20 protein-coding genes are annotated in these 21697 nt (G+C 67.8%); 13 read left to right on the top strand and 7 right to left on the bottom strand.

Annotation, left to right across the window (positions count from 1 at the left end; translation table 11 throughout):
• Positions 1-123: 123 nt before the first annotated feature.
• Positions 124-756, bottom strand: a complete 633-nt coding sequence (locus tag BKA10_RS05905) for a vitamin K epoxide reductase family protein (protein WP_183499041.1) — start codon at positions 754-756, stop codon at positions 124-126.
• Positions 757-966: 210 nt separating this feature from the next.
• On the opposite strand from BKA10_RS05905, the gene dnaE reads away from it, so the two are divergent.
• The 5 genes from dnaE to BKA10_RS05880 are packed head-to-tail and all read left to right on the top strand — an operon-like array spanning position 967 to position 8517.
• Positions 967-4437: a DNA polymerase III subunit alpha gene (dnaE, locus tag BKA10_RS05900; protein ID WP_206686607.1), complete on the top strand. Its 3471-nt coding sequence runs from the start codon at positions 967-969 to the stop codon at positions 4435-4437.
• A 58-nt stretch (positions 4438-4495) separates the two neighbouring features.
• Complete coding sequence (locus tag BKA10_RS05895) at positions 4496-5671, top strand: hypothetical protein (protein ID WP_183499039.1); 1176 nt, start codon at positions 4496-4498, stop codon at positions 5669-5671.
• Positions 5671-6972 (top strand): histidinol dehydrogenase, encoded by a 1302-nt coding sequence (gene hisD, locus BKA10_RS05890; RefSeq protein ID WP_183499038.1) that lies wholly within the window; start codon positions 5671-5673, stop codon positions 6970-6972. The genes BKA10_RS05895 and hisD overlap by 1 nt, the downstream gene beginning before the upstream one ends.
• Positions 6973-6983: 11 nt before the next feature.
• The gene (gene nrdR, locus BKA10_RS05885) at positions 6984-7460 is read left to right on the top strand and encodes a transcriptional regulator NrdR (RefSeq protein WP_183499037.1); all 477 of its coding nucleotides are present in this window, start codon (positions 6984-6986) and stop codon (positions 7458-7460) included.
• Positions 7461-7482: 22 nt separating this feature from the next.
• On the top strand, positions 7483-8517 hold the full coding sequence (locus tag BKA10_RS05880; protein ID WP_183499036.1) for a quinone-dependent dihydroorotate dehydrogenase: 1035 nt from the start codon (positions 7483-7485) through the stop codon (positions 8515-8517).
• A gap of 38 nt (positions 8518-8555) precedes the next feature.
• Here BKA10_RS05880 and BKA10_RS05875 read toward each other — a convergent pair whose 3' ends face one another.
• Complete coding sequence (locus BKA10_RS05875) at positions 8556-9125, bottom strand: DUF3043 domain-containing protein (RefSeq protein WP_183499035.1); 570 nt, start codon at positions 9123-9125, stop codon at positions 8556-8558.
• Between the two features lie 49 nt (positions 9126-9174).
• Here BKA10_RS05875 and BKA10_RS05870 point away from each other — a divergent pair, with 49 nt between their 5' ends.
• The 6 genes from BKA10_RS05870 to BKA10_RS05845 all read left to right on the top strand — a co-directional run bounded on the left by BKA10_RS05870 (position 9175) and on the right by BKA10_RS05845 (position 15044).
• The gene (locus BKA10_RS05870; protein WP_183499034.1) at positions 9175-10566 is read left to right on the top strand and encodes a dipeptidase; all 1392 of its coding nucleotides are present in this window, start codon (positions 9175-9177) and stop codon (positions 10564-10566) included.
• Between the two features lie 77 nt (positions 10567-10643).
• The gene (locus BKA10_RS05865; RefSeq protein ID WP_183499033.1) at positions 10644-11009 is read left to right on the top strand and encodes a HesB/IscA family protein; all 366 of its coding nucleotides are present in this window, start codon (positions 10644-10646) and stop codon (positions 11007-11009) included.
• A 125-nt stretch (positions 11010-11134) separates the two neighbouring features.
• Positions 11135-12034 (top strand): aa3-type cytochrome oxidase subunit II, encoded by a 900-nt coding sequence (ctaC, locus tag BKA10_RS05860; RefSeq protein WP_183499032.1) that lies wholly within the window; start codon positions 11135-11137, stop codon positions 12032-12034.
• On the top strand, positions 12034-13797 hold the full coding sequence (gene ctaD / locus BKA10_RS05855; RefSeq protein WP_183499031.1) for an aa3-type cytochrome oxidase subunit I: 1764 nt from the start codon (positions 12034-12036) through the stop codon (positions 13795-13797). Before ctaC ends, ctaD begins: the two co-directional genes overlap by 1 nt.
• Positions 13798-14232 carry an aa3-type cytochrome oxidase subunit IV gene (locus tag BKA10_RS05850; protein WP_183499030.1) on the top strand — a complete coding sequence of 145 codons (435 nt, stop codon included), beginning with the start codon at positions 13798-13800 and terminating at the stop codon, positions 14230-14232.
• 5 nt (positions 14233-14237) lie between these two features.
• Positions 14238-15044 carry a PP2C family protein-serine/threonine phosphatase gene (locus tag BKA10_RS05845; RefSeq protein WP_183499029.1) on the top strand — a complete coding sequence of 269 codons (807 nt, stop codon included), beginning with the start codon at positions 14238-14240 and terminating at the stop codon, positions 15042-15044.
• A gap of 3 nt (positions 15045-15047) precedes the next feature.
• On the opposite strand, the gene BKA10_RS05840 is transcribed toward BKA10_RS05845, so the two are convergent.
• The 5 genes from BKA10_RS05840 to ctaE all read right to left on the bottom strand — a co-directional run bounded on the left by BKA10_RS05840 (position 15048) and on the right by ctaE (position 19927).
• The gene (locus BKA10_RS05840; RefSeq protein WP_183499028.1) at positions 15048-15455 is read right to left on the bottom strand and encodes a rhodanese-like domain-containing protein; all 408 of its coding nucleotides are present in this window, start codon (positions 15453-15455) and stop codon (positions 15048-15050) included.
• A gap of 80 nt (positions 15456-15535) precedes the next feature.
• Complete coding sequence (qcrB, locus tag BKA10_RS05835; protein ID WP_183499027.1) at positions 15536-17353, bottom strand: cytochrome bc1 complex cytochrome b subunit; 1818 nt, start codon at positions 17351-17353, stop codon at positions 15536-15538.
• Complete coding sequence (gene qcrA / locus BKA10_RS05830) at positions 17350-18429, bottom strand: cytochrome bc1 complex Rieske iron-sulfur subunit (RefSeq protein WP_183499026.1); 1080 nt, start codon at positions 18427-18429, stop codon at positions 17350-17352. Before qcrA ends, qcrB begins: the two co-directional genes overlap by 4 nt.
• Before the next feature lie 35 nt (positions 18430-18464).
• Positions 18465-19265, bottom strand: coding sequence for a cytochrome bc1 complex diheme cytochrome c subunit (gene qcrC / locus BKA10_RS05825; RefSeq protein ID WP_183499025.1), 801 nt, complete (start codon positions 19263-19265; stop codon positions 18465-18467).
• Between the two features lie 20 nt (positions 19266-19285).
• Positions 19286-19927, bottom strand: a complete 642-nt coding sequence (gene ctaE, locus BKA10_RS05820; RefSeq protein ID WP_183499024.1) for an aa3-type cytochrome oxidase subunit III — start codon at positions 19925-19927, stop codon at positions 19286-19288.
• Between the two features lie 133 nt (positions 19928-20060).
• On the opposite strand from ctaE, the gene trpD reads away from it, so the two are divergent.
• Entirely contained in the window at positions 20061-21119 is a 1059-nt protein-coding gene (gene trpD / locus BKA10_RS05815; RefSeq protein ID WP_183499023.1) for an anthranilate phosphoribosyltransferase, read from the top strand.
• 81 nt (positions 21120-21200) lie between these two features.
• On the top strand, positions 21201-21686 hold the full coding sequence (locus BKA10_RS05810; RefSeq protein ID WP_183499022.1) for an aromatic ring-opening dioxygenase LigA: 486 nt from the start codon (positions 21201-21203) through the stop codon (positions 21684-21686).
• The last annotated feature ends 11 nt before the right edge of the window (positions 21687-21697 follow it).

The following is a 21697-nucleotide window of genomic DNA, read 5'->3' as shown; positions in this document are numbered from 1 at the left end:
GCCAGCCTAGGTGCGTTCCGGCACCGAGCTGCCGCATCCCCAGCAAGGACAACCCGATGCTCCGCCGACACGGCATCGGTGCTCGGCGGGTTCCCAGGGTGCTGATGCGGCGCGACCGGTGACTCAGAACAGCGAGCCGAGCACGTCCAGCCTCAGTTGCGCGGTGCCGGCGATCAGCACGTAGTCGAGGATCGTGATGAGCACGGCCCAGGAGAACAGGCCGGCCCCGATTCCGCGCACCTTCTCGCCCCAGACACCGTCGCGCAACGACCAGCCGAGCGTGAACCAGAACAGGGGGATCGTGACGAGCCACACGATCATGCACCACGGGCAGAGCGACCCGTACTCGAAGACGCTGCGCCACGCGAAGAAGTGCACGAGGGCGAAGGCGGCGGTCAGGCCGATCGTGTACACGCGCCAGAACCAGGGTCGGAGGCCTCCGGGGGCGGCGAACGAGGCCACGGCCGCATAGATCGGCCCGAGGAACATCGTGATGCCGATGATCGAGTTCGTGAACCCGAGCAGATTGCCGCCGGGGGAGAGCAGGTTCGGCCCGCATGTGACGAGCGGGCTGACGTCGCAGCTCACGATCGGCGTGCCGCCGGTCAGCTGACCGATGTACTCCAGGTAGAGCAGGAACGACACGACGCCGCCGAGGACCGCTGCGACGATCCAGAACACCGCCAGCCCGCGGCCGGGGCTGATCGTCGACGCCGTGCGGGCGTGACCGGGGACAGGGACGACAGCATCCGTCATGACACGAGTGTGCGCCATTGCGGGCGCGTGACGACGGCGACGAGCCGGAGAAAACCCTGAACCTTCACCTTCATGTGGAGCGTGAATCGACCTGGACCCGCGGGCGCGGGGGAAGCCCGCGTGCCCGGCCGACGATGTCGGACCCGTCCGTAGACTCGAACGGTGGCATCCGATTCCTTCGTCCATCTGCACGTGCACAGCGAATACTCGATGCTCGACGGCGCAGCGCGCATCGGCTCGATGGTGCAAGAGGCGGCGCGGCTCGAGCAGCCCGCGATCGCCGTCACCGACCATGGCAACACCTTCGCCGCCTACGAGTTCTACAAGACGGCGAAGGATGCCGGGATCAAGCCGATCATCGGCATCGAGGCGTACGTCACCCCCGGCACGCACCGCTCCGACAAATCGCGAGTGAAGTGGGGCGGCCCCGACCAGTCCGACGACGATGTGTCGGGCTCGGGCGCCTACACCCACATGACGCTGCTGTCGGAGACCACCGAGGGCATGCACAACCTCTTCCGGCTCTCCTCGAAGGCGAGCCTCGAGGGCTACTACTTCAAGCCCCGCATGGACCGCGAGCTGCTGCAGAAGTACAGCAAGGGCCTGATCGCGACCACAGGCTGCCCGTCCGGTGAGATCCAGACCCGCCTCCGGCTCGGCCAGTACGACGCGGCGCGGGCCGCCGCCGCCGAGTTCCAGGATCTGTTCGGCAAAGACAATTACTTCTGCGAGATCATGGACCACGGTCTGTCGATCGAGCGACGCGTCCAGACCGACCTGATGAAGATCGCGGCCGACCTCGACATCCCGCTCGTGGCCACCAACGACCTGCACTACACGCACCAGCACGACGCGACAAGCCATGCGGCGCTGCTGTGCGTGCAGTCGGGCTCGACCCTCGACGACCCCAAGCGGTTCAAATTCGACGGCGACGGCTACTACGTGAAGACCTCGGCCGAGATGCGCCAGGTCTTCCGCGATCGCGAGATCGCGTGCGACAACACGCTGCTGATCGCTGAGCGCTGCGACGTCGAGTTCAACACATCGGCGAACTACATGCCCCGCTTCCCGGTGCCCGACGGCGAGACCGAGGAGAGCTGGTTCATCAAGGAGGTCGAGACCGGTCTCCAGGTGCGGTATCCCGCCGGCATCCCCGACGATGTGCGCAAACAGGCCGAGTACGAGACCGGCGTCATCGTGCAGATGGGCTTCCCGGGGTACTTCCTCGTGGTCGCCGACTTCATCAACTGGGCCAAGGAGAACGGCATCCGCGTCGGCCCCGGCCGCGGTTCGGGTGCCGGCTCGATGGCCGCCTACGCGATGCGGATCACCGACCTCGACCCGCTGCAGCACGGTCTGATCTTCGAGCGCTTCCTCAACCCCGACCGCGTCTCGATGCCCGACTTCGACGTCGACTTCGACGACCGTCGCCGCGGCGAGGTCATCCAGTACGTGACCGAGAAGTACGGCGACGAGCGCGTCGCACAGATCGTCACGTACGGCACCATCAAGGCCAAGCAGGCGCTGAAGGACGCCGGTCGCGTCCTCGGCTTCCCCTTCAGCATGGGCGAGAAGCTGACCAAGGCGATGCCGCCGCCCGTCATGGGCAAGGACATGCCGCTGAACGGCATGTTCGACCGCGAGCACCCGCGCTTCAAAGAGGCCAGCGAGTTCCGTGCGCTGATCGAGACCGACGCCGAAGCGAAGACCGTCTTCGACACCGCCGTGGGCCTGGAGAACCTGAAGCGCCAGTGGGGCGTGCACGCCGCCGGCGTCATCATGTCGTCCGAGCCGCTGATCGACATCATCCCGATCATGAAGCGCGAGCAGGACGGCCAGATCGTCACGCAGTTCGACTACCCGGCGTGCGAGTCGCTCGGGCTCATCAAGATGGACTTCCTGGGGTTGCGAAACCTCACGATCATCGATGACGCGCTCGACAACATCGAGGCCAACCGCGGTGAGAAGCTCGTGCTCGAAGATCTCACGCTGGACGATCAGTCCGCCTACGACCTCCTGACCCGCGGTGACACGCTGGGCGTGTTCCAGCTCGACGGTGGCCCGATGCGGTCGCTGCTGCGGCTCATGAAGCCCGACAACTTCGAAGACATCTCGGCCGTCATCGCGCTGTACCGGCCGGGTCCGATGGGTGCGAACTCGCACATCAACTACGCGCTGCGCAAGAACGGGCAGCAGGAGATCACCCCGATCCACCCCGAGCTCGAGGAGCCGCTGCGCGACATCCTCGACACCAGCTACGGCCTGATCATCTATCAGGAGCAGGTCATGGCGATCGCCCAGCGGGTGGCCGGGTTCAGCCTCGGTCAGGCCGACATCCTCCGCCGCGCGATGGGCAAGAAGAAGAAGTCCGAGCTCGACAAGCAGTACGAGGGCTTCCACGGCGGCATGGTGGCAGGCGGCTTCGGCGAAGCGGCGATCAAGTCGCTGTGGGACATCCTGCTGCCGTTCTCGGACTACGCCTTCAACAAGGCGCACTCGGCCGCCTACGGCCTGGTGTCGTACTGGACGGCGTACCTGAAGGCCCACTATCCCGCGGAGTACATGGCTGCGCTGCTGACGAGCGTCGGCGACTCCAAGGACAAGCTCGCCGTCTACCTCAACGAGTGCCGCCGCATGGGCATCAAGGTGCTGCCGCCCGATGTGGGCGAGTCGATCCGCTACTTCGCCGCCGTCGGCGAAGACATCCGCTTCGGGCTCGGCGCCGTGCGCAACGTGGGGACCAACGTCGTGGACGGCATCATCGCCGCCCGCGCCGCAGAGTCCTTCACGAGCTTCCACGACTTCCTCACGAAGGTCCCGGTCCACGTCGCCAACAAGCGCACGGTCGAATCGCTCATCAAGGCCGGGGCGTTCGACTCCCTCGGCTCGACCCGCCGCGCCCTCATGGAGATCCACGAGGACGCCACGGAGCAGGCCGTCCTCGACAAGCGCCGTGAGGCCAACGGCGAGGTCGGGTTCGACTTCGACAGCCTGTGGGGCGACGACGAGCCGCACGCCGTGCAGAAAGTACCCGAGCGGCCGGAGTGGACCAAGAAGGACAAGCTCGCCTTCGAGCGCGAGATGCTCGGTCTCTACGTCTCCGACCACCCGCTGGCGGGCCTGGAGATCCCGCTCGCCAAGCACGCCTCCACGTCGATCCACGACCTGCTGGCCTCGGATGACGTGAACGACGGCGACCAGGTCACCGTGGCGGGTCTGGTCACCAGCGTCCAGCACCGCGTCGCGAAGCAGAGCGGCAACCCGTACGGCATGATCACCGTCGAGGACTTCGACGGCGAGGTGACCGTCATGTTCATGGGCAAGACGTACACCGAGTTCCAGTCGATGCTCGTCGCCGACTCGATCCTCGCCGTGCGCGGGCGTGTGTCGGTTCGTGACGACGGACTCAACCTGCACGGTCAGTCCGCGTTCGCGCCCGACCTGGGGGCGGTGGATGCCGGTGGCCCACTGATCCTGATGATCCCCGAACATCGCGCGACGGAGACCACGATCGGTGAGCTCGCGCAGGTTCTCGGCCGTCACCGCGGCGACACCGAGGTGACGCTGAAACTGCACAGGGCCGGCGCGGCGAAGGTTTTCGAGGTGCCGATCCCCGTGAGTGTCACCGTCGACCTCTACGGCGAGCTGAAGGGACTGCTCGGTCCGCAGTGTCTCGGCTGAGCCGTCATAGCCATCGCGAGTAGGATCGCGTCTGACCCCCGGAGCCGGAAGGACCATCGTGACCGACGAGAAGACCACCCCCGACAACGCAGACGATCTCACCTCGAACGGTGAAGAGATCGATGTCGACGTCACCCAGGTCCGAGTGACCGACGCCGATGCGGCCGAGGTCGCGGTGACCGAGAGCGACGCTCCGGTCGCGGACGACGTCGACGACGTCGAGACGTCGTTGGGGACGGATGCCGAGGCCGCGGCCTCGCCGCTCGACGAGGCCCTCGTCGCCGACGACGCGGCCACCGCAGCAGAACCGGCGACGACCGCGGACGCCACGGCGGACGGCACCGCGCCACACTACGGCATCGGCCCGTTCTCGCTGCGGGAGGTCGTGCTGGGTGGCGTGTGGCTGCTCGCCTTCGTGGTGTCGTTCTTCCCCATCTACGGCGCGTTCGGATCGGGCCCCTCGGTGTGGAACGGCGGGATCGACTGGGTCCTCACGATCGGCGTCCCGACTGTCGCGGTGTTCCTGATCGCACTGCGCCGCCTCTCACCGCAGGGCATCCGCCGGGTCGGATCGCTCGGAATCGACCAGTTCGCCTCGGTCGCGTTCTCGGTGTCGACCATCGTCTGGCTCGGCATCCTGTGGGGCGCATTCGTCTCGTTCGCCGGCGGCCGCGTGTTCATCGCGACGTGGGTCGTCTGGCTCGAGTTCTTCCTCATGCTCGCCGGGGTCTTCCTGACCGTGCTCGCCCCGTTCATCGCCCCGTTCAACGAGGACTTCCGCCACCGCCCCGAGATCACGGCCCACCGCTCGGCGCGTCCCGCGCGACCGGTGACGGCACGCCCGGCCGCGGTGCCCGCCGCCGCCGATCCCTACGCGGCAGCAGCGGCGACCACCGCGAACGCCTACGACGCCGGTGCGAACCCCTACGCGCCCTCCGAGGACCCGTACGCGCGCGATGCGCAGACCTTCCAGTCGCTCGACGACACCACCGTCCTCGACCAGCAGGGTCAGCAGGAGCAGCCGCAGGCCGCCGCACCCGCGGCGACGCAGGCCTTCTGGGCACTCGCGCCCGTCGAGCGCGACGTCGTCGACGAGCAGGGGCTGCCCCTGTTCGCCGTCGGACCCACCGCGTGGGCGCTGGTGATCGAAGACCGCGGAGACACGTTCGTCGTGCGTCACGAAGACGGCCGCATCGGCTACCTCACCGACGTCTCCGGCGTCACGCGCGGCTGATGCTCCGCACGATCGACCTGCGCGGCCACGACCTGACGCCGCGCGAACTGCTGGACGCCGTGCCGCGGGCGACCGCCGCGCGCGACGCGGCCCTGGCCACCGCGGAGCGGATCGTCGCCGACGTCGCCGAACGGGGCGAGGCCGCACTGCGGGAACAGGCCACGCAGTTCGACGGCGTGTCCGGCCACCACCTCCGCGTGCCGGCCGCCCACCTCGACGAGGCGCTCGCCACGCTCGACCCGGCAGTGCGTGCGGCGCTGGAGGAGGCCATCCGTCGCGTCCGCGTGGCGTCCGCCGCCCAGGTCCCCGCCGGCGTCGTCACCGAGATCGCCCCCGGGGCCCGCGTCGAGCAGCGCTGGCGCCCGGTCACCCGCGTCGGCGTCTACGTTCCCGGCGGCAAGGCCGTCTACCCGTCCAGCGTCGTCATGAACGTCGTGCCGGCCCAGGTCGCCGGCGTCCGCGAGGTCGCCCTCGCCTCACCGCCGCAGCGCGACCAGGACGGACGCGTGCACCCGGTGATCCTCGCCGCGGCGAAGCTGCTCGGGGTGACCGAGGTCTACGCCATGGGCGGCGCCGGCGCCGTCGGCGCCTTCGCACACGGCGTGGAGTCGCTCGGGCTCGAGCCGGTCGACGTGATCTCCGGCCCCGGCAACAACTTCGTGGCGCTCGCCAAGCGCGTCGTCTCAGGCCGCGTCGGCATCGACGCGGAGGCCGGTGCGACCGAGATCCTCATCGTCGCCGACGACTCCGCCGACCCTGCCCTCGTGGTCGCCGACCTCATCAGCCAGGCCGAGCACGACGAGCAGGCAGCCGCGGTGCTGGTCACCACCTCGGCCGAACTCGCCGATGCCGTCGCGGGCCGGATCGGCGCCCGCGCAGCATCCACCACCCACACCGAACGCATCACCGCGGCGCTGACCGGCCCGCAGTCGGCGATCGTCCTGGTGGACGACATCGCCGCGGCCACCGCGTTCAGCAATGCCTACGCGCCCGAGCACCTCGAACTGCACCTCGAGAGCCCCCGCGTGGAGGACTTCACCAATGCCGGCGCCGTGTTCGTCGGCCCGTACGCACCCGTCTCACTGGGCGACTACCTGGCCGGCAGTAATCACGTCCTCCCGACCGGGGGACAGGCCCGCTACGCGGCCGGACTATCGGCGTCGACCTTCCTGCGGCCGCAGCAGGTCATCGTCTACGACCGCCCCGCGCTGCACGCCGTGCACGACCAGATCGTCGCCCTCGCGACGGCCGAAGCCCTGCCCGCGCACGGCGAGGCGATCACGGCCCGGTTTGACGCGTAGGCTGGAGCGCCATGCACTGCCCGTTCTGCCGCCACCCCGACTCTCGCGTCATCGACTCGCGCACCAGTGACGACGGACTCAGCATCCGCCGCCGCCGTCAGTGCCCCGAATGCGGGGGCCGCTTCTCGACGATCGAGACGGCGAGCCTCAACGTCATCAAGCGCTCCGGTGTCATCGAGCCGTTCAGTCGCGAGAAGGTGATGTCGGGCGTGCGCAAGGCGTGCCAGGGCCGCCCGGTGACCGAAGCCGACCTCGCCGTGCTCGCCCAGGCGGTCGAAGAGGCCGTGCGCCAGACCGGCTCGTCGCAGATCGACACGAACGAGATCGGGCTCGCGATCCTCGGCCCCCTCCGTGAGCTCGACGAGATCGCGTATCTGCGGTTCGCGAGCGTCTACCAGGCGTTCGAGTCCCTCGACGACTTCGAGTCGTCGATCGCGCAGCTGCGCGCAGACGGCGCGGCCCGCGAGGCGGCGTCCGCGACCGACTGAGCGCGCCGATACGCTGGAGGGGATGTATCCCTTCCTCTTCCGGCATGTCCTCTCGCGCATGGACCCCGAGACGGCGCACCACGCCGGCATGCTGGTGATCCGCGTCCTCGGCGCCTGGCCGTTCGCTCCTCTGTCGCGGGCCTTCACCCGCCCCGACCCGACGCTGCGCGTCCGCACGCTCGGGCTCGACTTCCCCTCGCCGTTCGGCGTGGCCGCCGGCTTCGACAAGAACGTCGCCGGCGCGCGCGGGCTCGGAGCACTCGGCTTCGGGCACGTCGAGGTGGGAACGGTGACCGCGATCGCCCAGGACGGCAACCCGCGTCCGCGCCTGTTCCGCCTCGTCGCCGATCGCGCCGTGATCAACCGCATGGGCTTCAACAATCACGGGGCCGCCGCCGCCGCCCAGCGCCTCGAGAAGCTGCGGCGTCGCCGGCACCGGCCGGTGCTCGGAGTCAACATCGGCAAGAGCAGGGTCGTCGACGTCGCGCAGGCGACCGGCGACTACGTCGCGAGCACCCACCTGCTGGCGCCGCTGGCCGACTACCTCGTCGTCAACGTCTCGTCACCGAACACCCCCGGACTGCGGGGCCTGCAGGCGGTGGAGACGCTCCGCCCGCTGCTCGAAGCCGTGCACGCCGCCGCCGGGCCGACGCCCCTGCTCGTCAAGATCGCCCCCGACCTGCCCGATGACGAGGTCGAGGCCGTCGCGCGCCTCGCCGTCGACCTGGGGCTTGCCGGACTGATCGCCACCAACACGACCATCTCGCGCGAGAACCTCCAGACCGACGCCGCCGTCGTCGAAGCGGCAGGTGCCGGCGGACTGTCCGGGGCCCCGTTGAAGGCCCGTGCGCTGGAGGTGCTGCGCATCGTGCGGACCGTCGTCCCGGCATCCTTCTGCGTCATCTCCGTCGGCGGCGTCGAGACGGCCGCCGATGTGCAGGAGAGGGTGGATGCCGGTGCCGACCTCGTCCAGGGCTACACGGCGTTCCTCTACCGTGGCCCGCTCTGGGCGCGGCAGATCAACCGCGGCCTGAGCGCACTGCGGGCGGCGGGCTGACGAGGGCTCCCGGCCGCCTGAGTGCGGCCGCCCGGCCCTCAAACCGGGTACTGGCCGCGCTTGACCTGCGGCTTGGGCAGGCGCATGAACCGCATCTGCACGGTGCGCATCGCCGAGTACCAGGCCAGGCCCTTCTCCATCCGGGTCTCGCCGAACTTCGCCTTGACCTTCTTCTTGACGCGCTGACCGGTGATGATCATGTCCGCGATCGCCAGGAGGATGTAGATCCACAGGCCCACGAAAGAGTAGTACGTCACCGCGGGGTTGGGGAACAGGCTCAGCAGGATGACCACGACCATCAACGGCATGAGCAGTTCGCCCAGGTGCCATCCGGCATCCACGAAATCACGCGCGAAGCGCCGCTGCGGACCCTTGTCGCGAGCCGGGAGGTACTTCTCCTCGCCGTTGGCCATGCCCACGCGCGCACGCTCGCGCGCGACGTTCAGGTCGGCCTTCGCCTTGGCCTTGGCCTCTTTGGTGTCGGCGACCAGCGGACGCTTGCGCGCGGCCTCCTGCTCGGCGCGCGACGGCGTCGGGCGGTTCTTGCCGGGGCCGGACACGGCGTCCGCGGCGGCATCGGATTCGGAAGCGGGAGGGGTCTTGGCCACAGGAAGGATCCTCGGTTCGGCGGGTGAGCTGCCCTCTAAGATTACCCGCATGAACTCTGAGCTCTCCCGCAGTGACGCCGTCCGCGAGGCCGCGCAGGCGGCCGTGCCCGCCGCTCTCGCCGATCTGGGCACCCTCGTGCGCATCCCGTCGGTCGCGTTTCCCGGGTTCGACCGTGCCGAGGTGGCCCGCAGCGCCGAAGCGGTGCGGGGGCTGCTCGACGCGCTCGGCATCTTCGAACGGGTCGAGGTGAAGACCGCAGTGATCCACGAGACGGGGGAGGAGGGGATGCCGGCGGTGCTGGCCACCCGCCCCGCCCGAAGGGGTGCTCCCACGATCCTCCTGTACGCCCACCACGACGTTCAGCCGGTCGGCGACGAGGCACTGTGGGAGTCGGCGCCGTTCGAGCCGACCGTGCGCGACGGACGGCTGTACGGCCGCGGCGCCGCCGACGACAAGGCAGGCATCATGGCGCACGTCGGCGCGCTGCGGGCGCTCATCGAGGCGCTCGGCACCGACTTCGACCTGGGCGTCAACCTGTTCATCGAAGGGGAGGAGGAGGCCGGTTCCGCCTCGTTCGCCCCGTTCCTCAGCGACAACGCCGACGCGCTGCGCGCCGACGTGATCGTGGTCGCCGATTCAGGCAACTGGGATGCCGTCACCCCGGCGCTGACGGTGTCGCTGCGCGGCAACGTGCGCTTCACGATGACGGTGCGCACGCTCGACCACGCCTCGCATTCCGGCATGTTCGGCGGCGCGGTACCCGACGCCATGATGGCCACCGTGAAGCTGCTGGCGACCCTGTGGGACGACGCGGGTGCCGTCGCGGTCGCCGGGCTGGCCGAGCGAGACGCCGAGACGCCCGACTACACCGAGGAGACCCTCCGCAGCGAAGCGGGCCTGCCCGAAGGAGTGAGTCCGATCGGGCGCGGCACGATCCTCAGCCGCATCTGGAACAAGCCGTCGATCACGGTGACGGGCATCGACGCGCCCAGCGTGCGCAACGCCTCCAACACGCTGAGCCCCGAGGTATCGGTCGTCATCAGTGCGCGCATCGCACCCGGGCAGAGCGCCGCCGAGGCGGAAGCCGCCCTCATGGCACACCTCCGCGCGCACGCGCCCTTCGGGGCGCAGGTGACGTTCCGCGATGCCGACCGCGGCGACGCGTTCCTGGTCGACACCGGCGGTGACGCCGTCACGGCCGCCCGTGAGGCCCTCGCCGAGGGCTACGGCGTCGATCCGGTCGACATCGGGGTGGGCGGTTCGATCCCGTTCATCGCCGACCTCGTCCGCGAGTTCCCCGGAGCGCAGATCCTGGTCACGGGTGTCGAGGACCCGCACGCCCGTGCGCACAGCCCGAACGAGTCCCTGCATCTGGACACGTTCCGTCACGCGCTGGTCTCTGAGGCACTGCTGCTCGAGCGACTTGATACGGCGCGCTGAACGACCCGCGCTTCAGTGCCCGGGCGTAGAATCGTGGCATCCAGCCGTCTGATAACGGCACGACCTCAGGGAGAGCCATGACCGACATCGCCACGACAGCCGCCCCGACCACCCCTGCCCACGGCGTCGGACTGACCGATGCCGCCGCGCTGAAGGTGAAGAATCTGCTCGGACAGGAGAACCGCGACGATCTGCGTCTGCGCGTCGCCGTCCAGCCCGGCGGATGCTCGGGACTGATCTACCAGCTCTACTTCGACGAGCGCTACCTCGATGGCGACAAGACCGTGGACTTCGACGGCGTCGAGGTCATCATCGACGACATGTCGGTGCCGTATCTCGACGGTGCGACCATCGACTTCAAGGACACGATCTCGGAGCAGGGGTTCACGATCGACAACCCCAACGCTGCCGGCAGTTGCGCCTGCGGCGACAGCTTCCATTGATCACGGGCGTTTCTCGCTGATCGGGCGCGATAAACCTGCGATCGTGCTGGGCGGTTGGCCTGAATCAGGTGAGAGGTTGCCCTAGACTGGCCAGTGACGACCTTCATGATCCCGAAAGGTGAACCGTGCGCGCAAAACGGCGACTCCGCTGGGCCATTGTGCCGATGGGCGTTGCGACCGCCATCGCTTTGGCAGCCTGCAGCCCGACCGAGCTGAACGGCTTCCTCCCCGGGTTCGAGGAGGGCGCTGAGCCGGCCACAAACCGCACCGAGATGGTGTCAGGCCTGTGGACCACCTCGTGGATCGTGCTGCTGGTCGTGGGCCTTGTCACGTGGGGCCTCATGGGCTGGGCGGCCATCGTGTACCGCCGCCGTCGCGGCCAGAGCGGCCTGCCGGTGCAGCTGCGCTACAACATGCCGATCGAGATCTTCTACACGGTCGTGCCGCTGATCCTGGTGCTGGGCTTCTTCGCCTTCACCGCCCGCGACCAGACCATCCTCGAGACGCAGTACGAAGACCCTGATGTCTGCGTGACCGCGATCGGCAAGCAGTGGGCCTGGGACTTCCAGTACAACGGCGGCGACTGCGAAGACTCCGACGACTCCGTCTGGACGATGGGTGTGCAGGCGCAGACCGACGAGCAGGGCAACGTCACCAACGAGGTGCCCACGCTCGTCCTGCCGGTCGACAAGGAAGTGAAGATCAAGCTCGCCTCGCGCGACGTCATCCACTCGTTCTGGATCATCGACTTCTTGTACAAGAAGGACATGATCCCCGGGCACGACAACTACTGGTCCTTCATCCCGACCCGTGAGGGCAGCTACGAGGGCAAGTGCGCCGAGCTGTGCGGCCAGTACCACTCGATGATGCTCTTCAATGTCGAGGTCGTCTCGGACGCCGAGTACCAGGACTACCTGGAGTCGCTGCGCGACGCGGGCCAGACCGGTGACATCGACGACGCATACGACCGTCAGCAGAACCTGCCCGGCACGGGCGGCACCGCAGACGCCGAGGAGGGCAACTGATGGCCACGACTCTTCCTCCCCAAGAGGACACGCACGCGCGTCCCACCACGCTGCCGCCGCGCCAGGCCGCTCTGCTGAGCTCGTCGCGCGTCGAGCAGAAGGGCAACATCGTCGTCAAGTGGATGACCTCCACTGACCACAAGACCATCGGGTACATGTACCTGATCGCCTCGGTGCTCTTCTTCCTGCTCGGTGGCGTGATGGCGCTGATCATCCGTGCCGAGCTGTTCGAGCCCGGCATGCAGATCGTCCCGACCAAGGACCAGTACAACCAGCTGTTCACGATGCACGGCACGATCATGCTGCTGATGTTCGCGACGCCGCTGTTCGCCGGTTTCGCCAACGCGATCCTGCCCCTGCAGATCGGCGCCCCCGACGTCGCCTTCCCGCGTCTGAACGCGTTCGCGTTCTGGCTGTTCTCCTTCGGCTCGCTGATCGCCGTCGCCGGCTTCCTCACCCCGCAGGGGGCGGCTGCGTTCGGCTGGTTCGCCTATCAGCCGCTGGCGGGAGCGAGCTTCTCGCCGGGCATCGGAGGAAACCTCTGGATGCTCGGGCTCGGTATGAGCGGTTTCGGCACGATCCTCGGTGCCGTGAACTTCATCACGACCATCATCACGATGCGCGCGCCGGGCATGACGATGTGGCGTCTGCCGATCTTCTCCTGGAACACGCTGGTCACCAGCATCCTGATCCTCATGGCCTTCCCGGTGCTGGCCGCCGCGATCCTGGCCGCTGCGGCCGACCGCGTGTTCGGCGCCCACATCTACGACCCCGCCAACGGCGGCGCCCTGCTGTGGCAGCACCTGTTCTGGTTCTTCGGCCACCCCGAGGTCTACATCATCGCGCTTCCGTTCTTCGGAATCGTGTCCGAGATCTTCCCGGTGTTCAGCCGCAAGCCGATCTTCGGCTACAAGACGCTCGTCTACGCGACGATCGCCATCGCCGCGCTGTCGGTGTCGGTGTGGGCACACCACATGTACGTCACCGGTGCCGTCCTGCTGCCGTTCTTCGCGCTGATGACCATGCTCATAGCCGTGCCCACCGGTGTGAAGATCTTCAACTGGATCGGCACGATGTGGCGAGGATCGGTGACGTTCGAGACGCCGATGATCTTCTCGCTCGGCTTCCTCGTCTCGTTCGTCTTCGGCGGTCTGACCGGCGTCATCCTGGCATCCCCGCCGCTGACCTTCCACACGTCGGACTCGTACTTCGTCGTCGCCCACTTCCACTACGTCGTGTTCGGCACGGTCGTGTTCGCCATGTTCGCCGGCTTCTACTTCTGGTGGCCGAAGTGGACCGGACGCATGCTGAACGAGCGCCTGGGAGTCGTGCACTTCTGGATGCTGTTCGTCGGATTCCACATGACGTTCCTCATCCAGCACTGGCTGGGAGTGGACGGCATGGTACGTCGCTACGCCGACTACTCGGAAGCTGACGGCTGGACGTGGGGCAACCAGGTCTCCACCGTGGGTGCGATGATTCTCGGCGCCTCGATGATCCCCTTCTTCCTGAACGTGTGGATCACCGCACGCAAGGCGCCCAAGGTGACGGTCAACGACCCGTGGGGCTACGGCGGCTCGCTCGAGTGGGCGACCAGCTGCCCGCCGCCGCGTCACAACTTCACGTCGATCCCGCGCATCCGCAGCGAGCGTCCGGCCTTCGACCTCAACCACCCCGAGGCCGGCGTGCCCGTCGGAGTGGGGCCCGCGAAGGACGCCCCCGATGCGCCGGTTGTCGACACGGCGGATGGAAAGGTCAAGTAAGTGAAGACCAACGTCAACCTGTGGTGGATCCTCACCTGGTTCTTCCTGGTGGTCGCGGTCCTCTACACCGGCTGGAACATCATCGCCCACCCCCAGCTCGAATGGCATACCGCCATCGAATGGGTCGGCACCGTGGCGCTGCTGTTCACCTCGGCCATGTCGGCACTGATCGCCTTCTACGTCCACCGCGTGCACCGCGCCCAGGGCGGTGAGCTGCCCGAGGACGTGCTGACCGCCGATATCGATGACGGCGACCCCGAGCTGGGCGAGTTCAGCCCGTGGTCATGGTGGCCGATCGTGCTCGCCTTCGCGGCGGCGCTGTTCATGATCGGTCTCGCAGTCGGCCAGTTCCTGCTGCCGATCGGTGCGGCCGTCTTCATCGTCGCCATCGTCGGCTGGGTGTACGAGTACTACCGCGGCTACTTCGCCCACTGAGGTATATGACCCTGCGACTGCAGGCGGGCGTCTGTTCTGACGTCGGCACGTTCCGGGAGAACAACCAGGACGCCGCGTTCGCTGCGCCCTGGGCGGCCGGTGTCGCCGACGGCGTCGGCGGCGGCCCGGCCGGCGATCTGGCGTCGGCGGCGCTCGTTCACGGACTGATCTCCGGCGGACGCCGGTGCGAGGATGCCGTGGAATTGGCCACGCGTGTCCGCATGGCCAATTGGGATCTCGGGGCGCATGTGCGTCGCGATCCGACCCTGCAGGGCATGGCGACGACGTTCACAGGCCTCTGGTTCACTCCCGAGGGCGTGCTCCTGCTCGCGCACACCGGCGACTCGCGCGCCTATCTGGCCCGCGATGGCAGGCTGACCCGCGAGACCAGGGACGACTCGTTCGTGCAGGCGCTGGTCGATCAGGGGCTGGTGCGGGCTGAGGATGCCGCGTCGCACCCCCGGCGGAACATGATCACCGCTTCGCTGCGCGGCGAGGAGACCGATCTGGTCCGCGTCGACGAGCGCGAGGCGCGCGTCGGCGACCGGTGGATGCTGTGCAGCGATGGGATCAGCGACTATCTGCCCGATGAGGACATCAAAGCTCTCGTCACCGGCATCCAGGATCCTTCGGCAGCGGCGCGACGCCTCGTCGAGCTCGCCCTCGAAGCGGGGTCACGCGACAACGTCACAGCGGTCGTGTGCGATCTCACCGATGGGCCCGAGCCGTCGCACGCTGTGCCGCTCGTGGCCGGTTCGGCGACGGAGCGATTCCCCGAGGTCTTCGAAGAGGGACTAGCCGCGACGGCGTGAGCGCTACGGGCGCACGTACATCGTGAGCGGATCGAAGGTGCGGGGGAGCGGCCCGTCGGCGTTCTCGGTGGGCTGTCCTTCGCGGACCCAGTACTCGTAGCCGCCGATCATCTCCCGGACCTGGTAGCCGAGCTTCGCGAACTCGACCGCGCCCTTGGCGCCGGCGTTGCAGCCGGGGCTCCAGCAGTACACGACCACGGGTACGGCCGGGTCGATCTCCTTGGGAGCCCGCTCTGCGATGTCCCGGTACGGGATATGGATCGCACCGACGATGTGCCCCTGGGTCCATGCGTCGTCGCTGCGGACATCGACGATCACCAGGCTCTCGCCGGCCTTCTGCGCGGCGTAGGCGTCGGAGGCGTCGGTCTCGTGGGTCAGTTTGGCGGTGAAGTAGGACAGCGCATCGGTCATGCTTCGACGCTACGCCAAGACGAAAGCGGCGAGGCCGACCGTGACGGTCAGGCCTCGCCGCTATTCGGCCAGCTTTGCTGTCAGTCCTTCTCAGGCTCTGCGCGGTCGTCGGGGACGATGAGGTTCGAAGGACGGTTGGCCGTCTCCCCGCCCTTGCCGTCATCGATGGGGTGCAGTGGGGCGTCCGGGACGCCGGCCCGCTCGTGCGCACCCTGCAATTCGGCTTCTTCCACCTCGGTCATGTGGTCGAGCGTGTGGTGCTGGTGGGCACGGGCCGCTTCGACCTCGGACTGGGTGAGCGTGGTCAGTCGGTCCTCGAAGAACCAGCGCGAGAGCGACGAGCGCAGGTTCTCGTGCCACGGGATGCGGCCCTTGTCGTTGGGGCGCACGACCAGCGGTTCGTTGGTCTCGAAGTCGACGAGCTTGACGAGCTCGTACTCGTCCACCGGCTGGTGGACCTCGATGTACTCGCCGCCGGGCAGGCGCACGATGCGACCCGACTCATAGCCGTGCAGCGCGATCTCACGATCCTTCTTCTGCAGGGCGATGCAGATCCGCTTGGTGATGAAGTAGGCGAAGATCGGCCCGAGGAACAGGAGCGCCTGCAGGGCGTGGATGACCCCCTCCATCGTGAGATGGAAGTGCGTGGCGATGATGTCCGAGGATGCCGCGGCCCACAGCACCGCGTAGAAGGTGACGCCCGCGGCGCCGATCGCGGTGCGGGTCGCCGCGTTGCGCGGGCGCTGGGCGATGTGGTGCTCGCGCTTGTCGCCGGTGATCCACGCCTCGATGAAGGGGTAGATCGCGACGAGCACGATGAACAGGCCGAGCGCGACGAGCGGCACGATGATGTTGAACGACCAGGTGTGGTCGAGCCACACGAACTCCCAGTGCGGCGGCACGAGGCGCAGGGCGCCGTCGGCGAAGCCGATGTACCAGTCCGGCTGGGTGCCCGCCGAGACGGGTGAGGGGTCGTATGGGCCGTAGTTCCAGATCGGGTTGATCTGGAAGAGGGAGGCGATCAGCACGATCACGCCGAACGTGATGAAGAAGAAGCCGCCCATCTTCGACATGTAGACCGGCATCATCGGGTAGCCCACGACGTTGCTGTTCTTGCGGCCGGGGCCCGCGAACTGCGTGTGCTTGTTGACGATCATGAGCATCAGGTGCAGACCCAGCAGGGCGACGAGGATCGCCGGCAGCAGCAGGATGTGCAGCGCGTAGAGGCGTCCGACGATGTCCGAGCCCGGGAACTCCCCGCCGAAGAGCAGGAACGACGTCCAGGTGCCGATCAGGGGGATGCCCTTGACCATCCCGTCGATGATGCGCAGTCCGTTGCCCGAGAGCACATCGTCGGGGAGCGAGTAGCCGGTGAAGCCCTCACCCATCGCGAGGATGAACAGGATGAAGCCGATCACCCAGTTGAGCTCGCGGGGCTTGCGGAACGCACCGGTGAAGAACACGCGCAGCATGTGCACGCCGATGCCGGCGACGAACACGAGAGCGGCCCAGTGGTGCATCTGCCGTACGAGCAGACCGCCGCGGAGGTCGAACGAGATCTCCAGCGTCGATGCCATGGCGGCCGACATCTCGATGCCGCGCATCGGTACGTGGGCGCCGTTGTAGTGGGTCTCCACCATCGCGGCGTCGAAGAAGAACGTCAGGAACGTTCCCGACAGCAGGACGACGACAAAGCTCCACAGTGCGATCTCGCCCAGCATGAACGACCAGTGGTCGGGGAAGATCTTGCGGCCGAGCTCCTTGACGAAGCCGGAGAGCGAGGTGCGCTCGTCGATGTAGTTCGCCGCGCCCGCGACGAAGCGTCCGCCGAGCGGCTTCTCGTCACGTGCGCCGGGGGCCGGGTCGTGGCCCGTTTCGGTGGCAGTCGCGGTACTCAATGGCGCTCCCAGAAGCTCGGGCCGACAGGTTCTTCGAAGTCGCTCTGCGCGATGAGGTAGCCCTCGTCGTCGACGGTGATCGGCAGCTGCGGCAGCGGACGGGCCGCCGGGCCGAAGATCACGGCCGCGCTGCGGGACACGTCGAACTGTGACTGGTGGCAGGGGCAGAGCAGGTGGTGCGTCTGCTGCTCGTACAGGGCGACGGGGCAGCCGACGTGGGTGCAGACCTTCGAGTAGGCGACGATGCCGTTGTAGGCCCAGTCGAGGTTGTTGTGCTCTGCCGGCAGCTGCTCGGGCAGCAGGCGCATGAGCAGCACGATCGCCTTGGCCTTCTCCTCGAGGTAGCCGTCGTGGTGGCTGACCTCGGCGAGGGTCTCGGGGATGACGTGCATCGCCGAGCCGATCGTGACGTCGGCGGCGCGGATCGGCTCGCCACTGGGGTCACGCGCCAGGCGGATGCCAGTGTCCCACATGGTGTGCTTGAGCAGCGCGACCGGGTCGCCGGCGATCGGGTTGGCCTCGGTGCTGTGCGGAGCCAGACCGCGGAACAGCACGATGCCCGGGAGGACGGATGCCACGAGTGCGGCGATGAGGGACCCGCGGATCGCGGTGCGACGGCCGAAGCCCGACTCCTCGTTCGCGTCGCGGAACGCCTGGACGGCAGCCTCCCGCGTCGTGTCCCGGCCGCGGGTGGCGTGTCGGGGCTCGATGAACTCCTTGTCCGACATGATCGCCTTGGACCAGTGGATCGCGCCGACGCCGATGGCCAGCAGCGCGAGGGCGATGCCGAGGCCGATGAACAGGTTGTTCTGGCGGATATCGATCGTGCGGCCGCTCTCGATCGGGAACAGCATGTAGGCGGCGATGGCCCAGATGCTGCCGGCGAGCGACAGGTAGAACAGCGTGTAGACCGTGCGCACGGCGCGCGTCATCGCGGCGGGGTCCTTGTCGGTCATCCGCGCGCGGTGGGGCGGCAGCCCGGGGTTCTCCACGGGGTCGCTGACCACAACGGCGAGCCCGTCAGAAGGCTTCCACGAAGCCCTCTCGTGCTCGAGTGGGTCTTCCTCGTGTGCCATGGTGCTCCTCGTCCGTTCCGTACGTCAGTGTTCGATCAGTTCGACTTCGCCGTGATCCACACGGTGATGCCGATGAGGGTGCCGATGCCGAAGATCCAGATGAACAGACCTTCCGAGACCGGACCCAGTGAGCCGAGCGTGAAGCCGCCCACTGACGCGTCTTCCTGCATCCAGATCAGCGCCGAGATGATGTCGCGCTTCTCTTCTGCGCTGATGTTCATGTCGCCGAAGACCGGCATGTTCTGCGGGCCGGTGACCATCGCCGCGTAGAGGTGCAGCGGGCTGGTCTCGGTCAGCGCGGGGGCGTACTTGCCCTCGGTGAGTGCGCCACCGGCGGCGGCCACGTTGTGGCACATCGCGCAGTTGATGCGGAACAGCTCGGCACCGGCCGCCACGTCGCCGCCGCCGTCGAGGATCTCCTCGGAGGGGTAGGACGGGCCGGGGGAGACGGACTGGACCCAGGCGGCCATGGCCTCGATCTGCTCCTGCGTGAACTGGACCGGCTTGACCGGGGCCTGCGGGCCCTGCATCTGCAGCGGCATGCGTCCGGTGGCTACCTGGAACTCGACCGCGAGCTCGCCGACGCCGTACAGCGACGGGCCGTCGGGGGTGCCCTCCATGTTCATGCCGTGGCAGGTCGCGCAGTTGGCCTGGAACAGCTTCTTGCCGTCGTCGACGGTCAGCGCCGTCGAGACGGCGGTGGACTCGGTGGACGCCATCGCCGCGGTTGCGCCGGCATAGACGCCTCCGGTGACGAGAAGTCCGACGCCGATCAGGGCGGCGGCTGCCCACTTGCTGCGGCGACCGCCGGAGCGGCGTGAGGTCTTGAGTGCCATGGAAGTATCAGCTCCGGGTGTCACTTGACGAAGTAGATGACGAAGAACAGGACGATCCAGACGACGTCCACGAAGTGCCAGTAGTACGACACGACGATCGAGGAGGTCATCTCCTTGCGCCCGAAGTTCTTGACCGCGAACGCGCGGCCGATCACGAGCAGGAAGGCGACGAGGCCACCGGTCACGTGAAGGGCGTGGAAGCCGGTCGTGAGGTAGAACGCCGAGGCGTAGGAGTCCGCAGAGATCGGCATGCCTTCGGCGACGAGCGTGGCGTACTCCCAGACCTGACCCGACACGAAGATGGCGCCCATGACGAACGAGAGGAAGAACCACTCGACCATGCCCCACTGGCGGAACTGCCAGAACGAGCCCTTGCGGTACGGCTGGAAGCGCTCGGCGGCGAACACGCCGGCCTGCGCGGTGAACGACGAGAGCACCAGGATCAGCGTGTTCACGGCGGCGAACGGGATGTTCAGCAGCTCGGTGCGTTCGGCCCACAGTTCGGGGGACGCGTTGCGGATCGTGAAGTAGATGGCGAAGAGGCCCGCGAAGAACATGACTTCGCTGCCGAGCCACACGATCGTGCCGACGGCGACCGGGTCCGGCCGCTTCACGGAACGCAAAGCCTGGGGGTATGTCGCTGGAGTCGTCACGTCCCCCATTATGGCCGATTTCGGGCCGAGGTTTTCGCATCCCTGAAGGTGGTTCGAAGATTGAGTGAACTTAGGCACACCTAAGAGGTGGCCGTGAGTGTGCCCGGAGCCAGCCGCGAGGGTGCCGATAGGATCGATGCTCATGGCAGAGCTTTACTCGTGGCCCGACATCCTTACGAATCTCCTGGAACGGCGCGATCTCAGCGTCTCGGAATCGACGTGGGCCATGCAGCAGGTCATGGCCGGCGAGGCTACGCCTTCGCAGCTGGCCGGCTTCCTCGTCGCACTGCGCGCGAAGGGCGAGACGGTCGACGAGATCGTCGGATTCCGGGATGCCATTCTCGAAGCCGCGGTGCCTCTGCCTGTCCCGGCAGAGGTCCTCGACATCGTCGGCACCGGCGGTGACCGGTACGGCACGGTCAACATCTCGACGATGTCGGCGATCACCGCCGCCGCCGCCGGAGTCCCGGTGGTCAAGCACGGCAACAAGGCGGCCAGCTCGTCGTCAGGCGCGTCCGACGTCCTCGGCGCGCTCGGCCTCGATCTGTCCTTGCCCCCCGAGCGCGTCGCCGAAGTGCTGGCCGAGGTCGGCATCACCTTCGCATTCGCCTCGGCATTCCACCCGGGCTTCCGCCATGCCGGCGCGACGCGTCTCGAACTCGGTGTTCCGACGGTGTTCAACTTCCTGGGCCCGCTGTGCAACCCGGCCCGCGCAGAGGCCAACGCCGTCGGCGTGGCGCAGCTGGACCGGGTGCCGCTCATCACCGGCGTCTTCCGCACCCGCGGCGCGACCGCTTTGGTGTTCCGCGGTGACGACGGCCTTGACGAGCTGACGACCACCGGCCACAGCCGCCTGTGGGAGGTCAGCCTCGGCGATGTGCACGAGCACGACCTCGATCCCCGCGACCTCGGCATCCCTCTGTCGAAGATCGACGACCTCATCGGCGGTGCCCCCGCGCACAACGCGCAGGTGGTGCGTGACGTGCTGGCCGGCAAGAGCGGGCCCGTGCGCGACATCGTCCTGCTCAATGCGGCCGCAGGCATCGTGTCGTATCGGCTGTTCCGCGACCCCTCAGAGGTGCAGCGGCCGATCGTGCAGCGACTGACCGAGGCGCGCGATCTGGCCGCCGGGGCGATCGACAGTGGGGCTGCCGCCGCCAAGCTCGAGGCCTGGGTGGCGGCGACGTCACGCGCAGGTTAATTACTGCCCGGTCTCTGGTGACGGGTGCGTCGAGGGCGATAGCTTGATGCCATTCGCCCCAATGAGTCGAAGGAGCGCACTATGTCAGACCAGCCGGAAACCGTAGACACCATCGAACCGCCCGCCAAGAGCGTCGGACTGGTCAAGGTCGTCGGCGTCCTGGGGATTCTGGGCGGTATCGCCCTGATCGTCGTGGGAATCGTCGTGTGGATCATGGTCTCGAGCCAGCTGCGCGCTGAGAACATCACTGTCCCGGACGACGCGATGGCATTCCAGGGGCAGACGGTCTCCGGTCCGCTCACGGCGTTCGTGCAGGCCGACATCATCCAGCACCACGCCCTCGAAGCGTCGGGTGGCAAGACATACGCCGAGCTACCGCAGGATGACCCGGTGCGGGCGACGATGATGAACGCGTCGTTCCTGCGTGCCTCGCTGTTCACGTCGGTGGTGTCGTTCGGCGTCGCGGCGTTCGCGATGGGCATCGGCGTTCTGGCGATCCTGTTCGGACTGGCATTCCGGCGACTCGCAGACGTCCCGGTGGTCGTGCGGCGCTCGACCGTCGTATAGGCCCACATCCC

It is taken from the genome of Microbacterium invictum (assembly GCF_014197265.1).
Classification (GTDB): Bacteria; Actinomycetota; Actinomycetes; order Actinomycetales; family Microbacteriaceae; genus Microbacterium; species Microbacterium invictum.
This window is presented reverse-complemented; position numbering and strand designations above follow the sequence as displayed.

Coding starts and splice junctions, on each gene's coding strand:
- BKA10_RS05905 (WP_183499041.1), bottom strand. CDS start 756: ATGACGGATGCTGTCGTCCCTGTCCCCGGTCACGCCCGCACGGCGTCG.
- dnaE (WP_206686607.1), top strand. CDS start 967: ATGCTCGACGGCGCAGCGCGCATCGGCTCGATGGTGCAAGAGGCGGCG.
- hisD (WP_183499038.1), top strand. CDS start 5,671: ATGCTCCGCACGATCGACCTGCGCGGCCACGACCTGACGCCGCGCGAA.
- nrdR (WP_183499037.1), top strand. CDS start 6,984: ATGCACTGCCCGTTCTGCCGCCACCCCGACTCTCGCGTCATCGACTCG.
- BKA10_RS05880 (WP_183499036.1), top strand. CDS start 7,483: ATGTATCCCTTCCTCTTCCGGCATGTCCTCTCGCGCATGGACCCCGAG.
- BKA10_RS05870 (WP_183499034.1), top strand. CDS start 9,175: ATGAACTCTGAGCTCTCCCGCAGTGACGCCGTCCGCGAGGCCGCGCAG.
- BKA10_RS05865 (WP_183499033.1), top strand. CDS start 10,644: ATGACCGACATCGCCACGACAGCCGCCCCGACCACCCCTGCCCACGGC.
- ctaD (WP_183499031.1), top strand. CDS start 12,034: ATGGCCACGACTCTTCCTCCCCAAGAGGACACGCACGCGCGTCCCACC.
- BKA10_RS05845 (WP_183499029.1), top strand. CDS start 14,238: ATGACCCTGCGACTGCAGGCGGGCGTCTGTTCTGACGTCGGCACGTTC.
- BKA10_RS05840 (WP_183499028.1), bottom strand. CDS start 15,455: ATGACCGATGCGCTGTCCTACTTCACCGCCAAACTGACCCACGAGACC.
- qcrA (WP_183499026.1), bottom strand. CDS start 18,429: ATGGCACACGAGGAAGACCCACTCGAGCACGAGAGGGCTTCGTGGAAG.
- qcrC (WP_183499025.1), bottom strand. CDS start 19,265: ATGGCACTCAAGACCTCACGCCGCTCCGGCGGTCGCCGCAGCAAGTGG.
- ctaE (WP_183499024.1), bottom strand. CDS start 19,927: ATGGGGGACGTGACGACTCCAGCGACATACCCCCAGGCTTTGCGTTCC.
- trpD (WP_183499023.1), top strand. CDS start 20,061: ATGGCAGAGCTTTACTCGTGGCCCGACATCCTTACGAATCTCCTGGAA.
- BKA10_RS05810 (WP_183499022.1), top strand. CDS start 21,201: ATGTCAGACCAGCCGGAAACCGTAGACACCATCGAACCGCCCGCCAAG.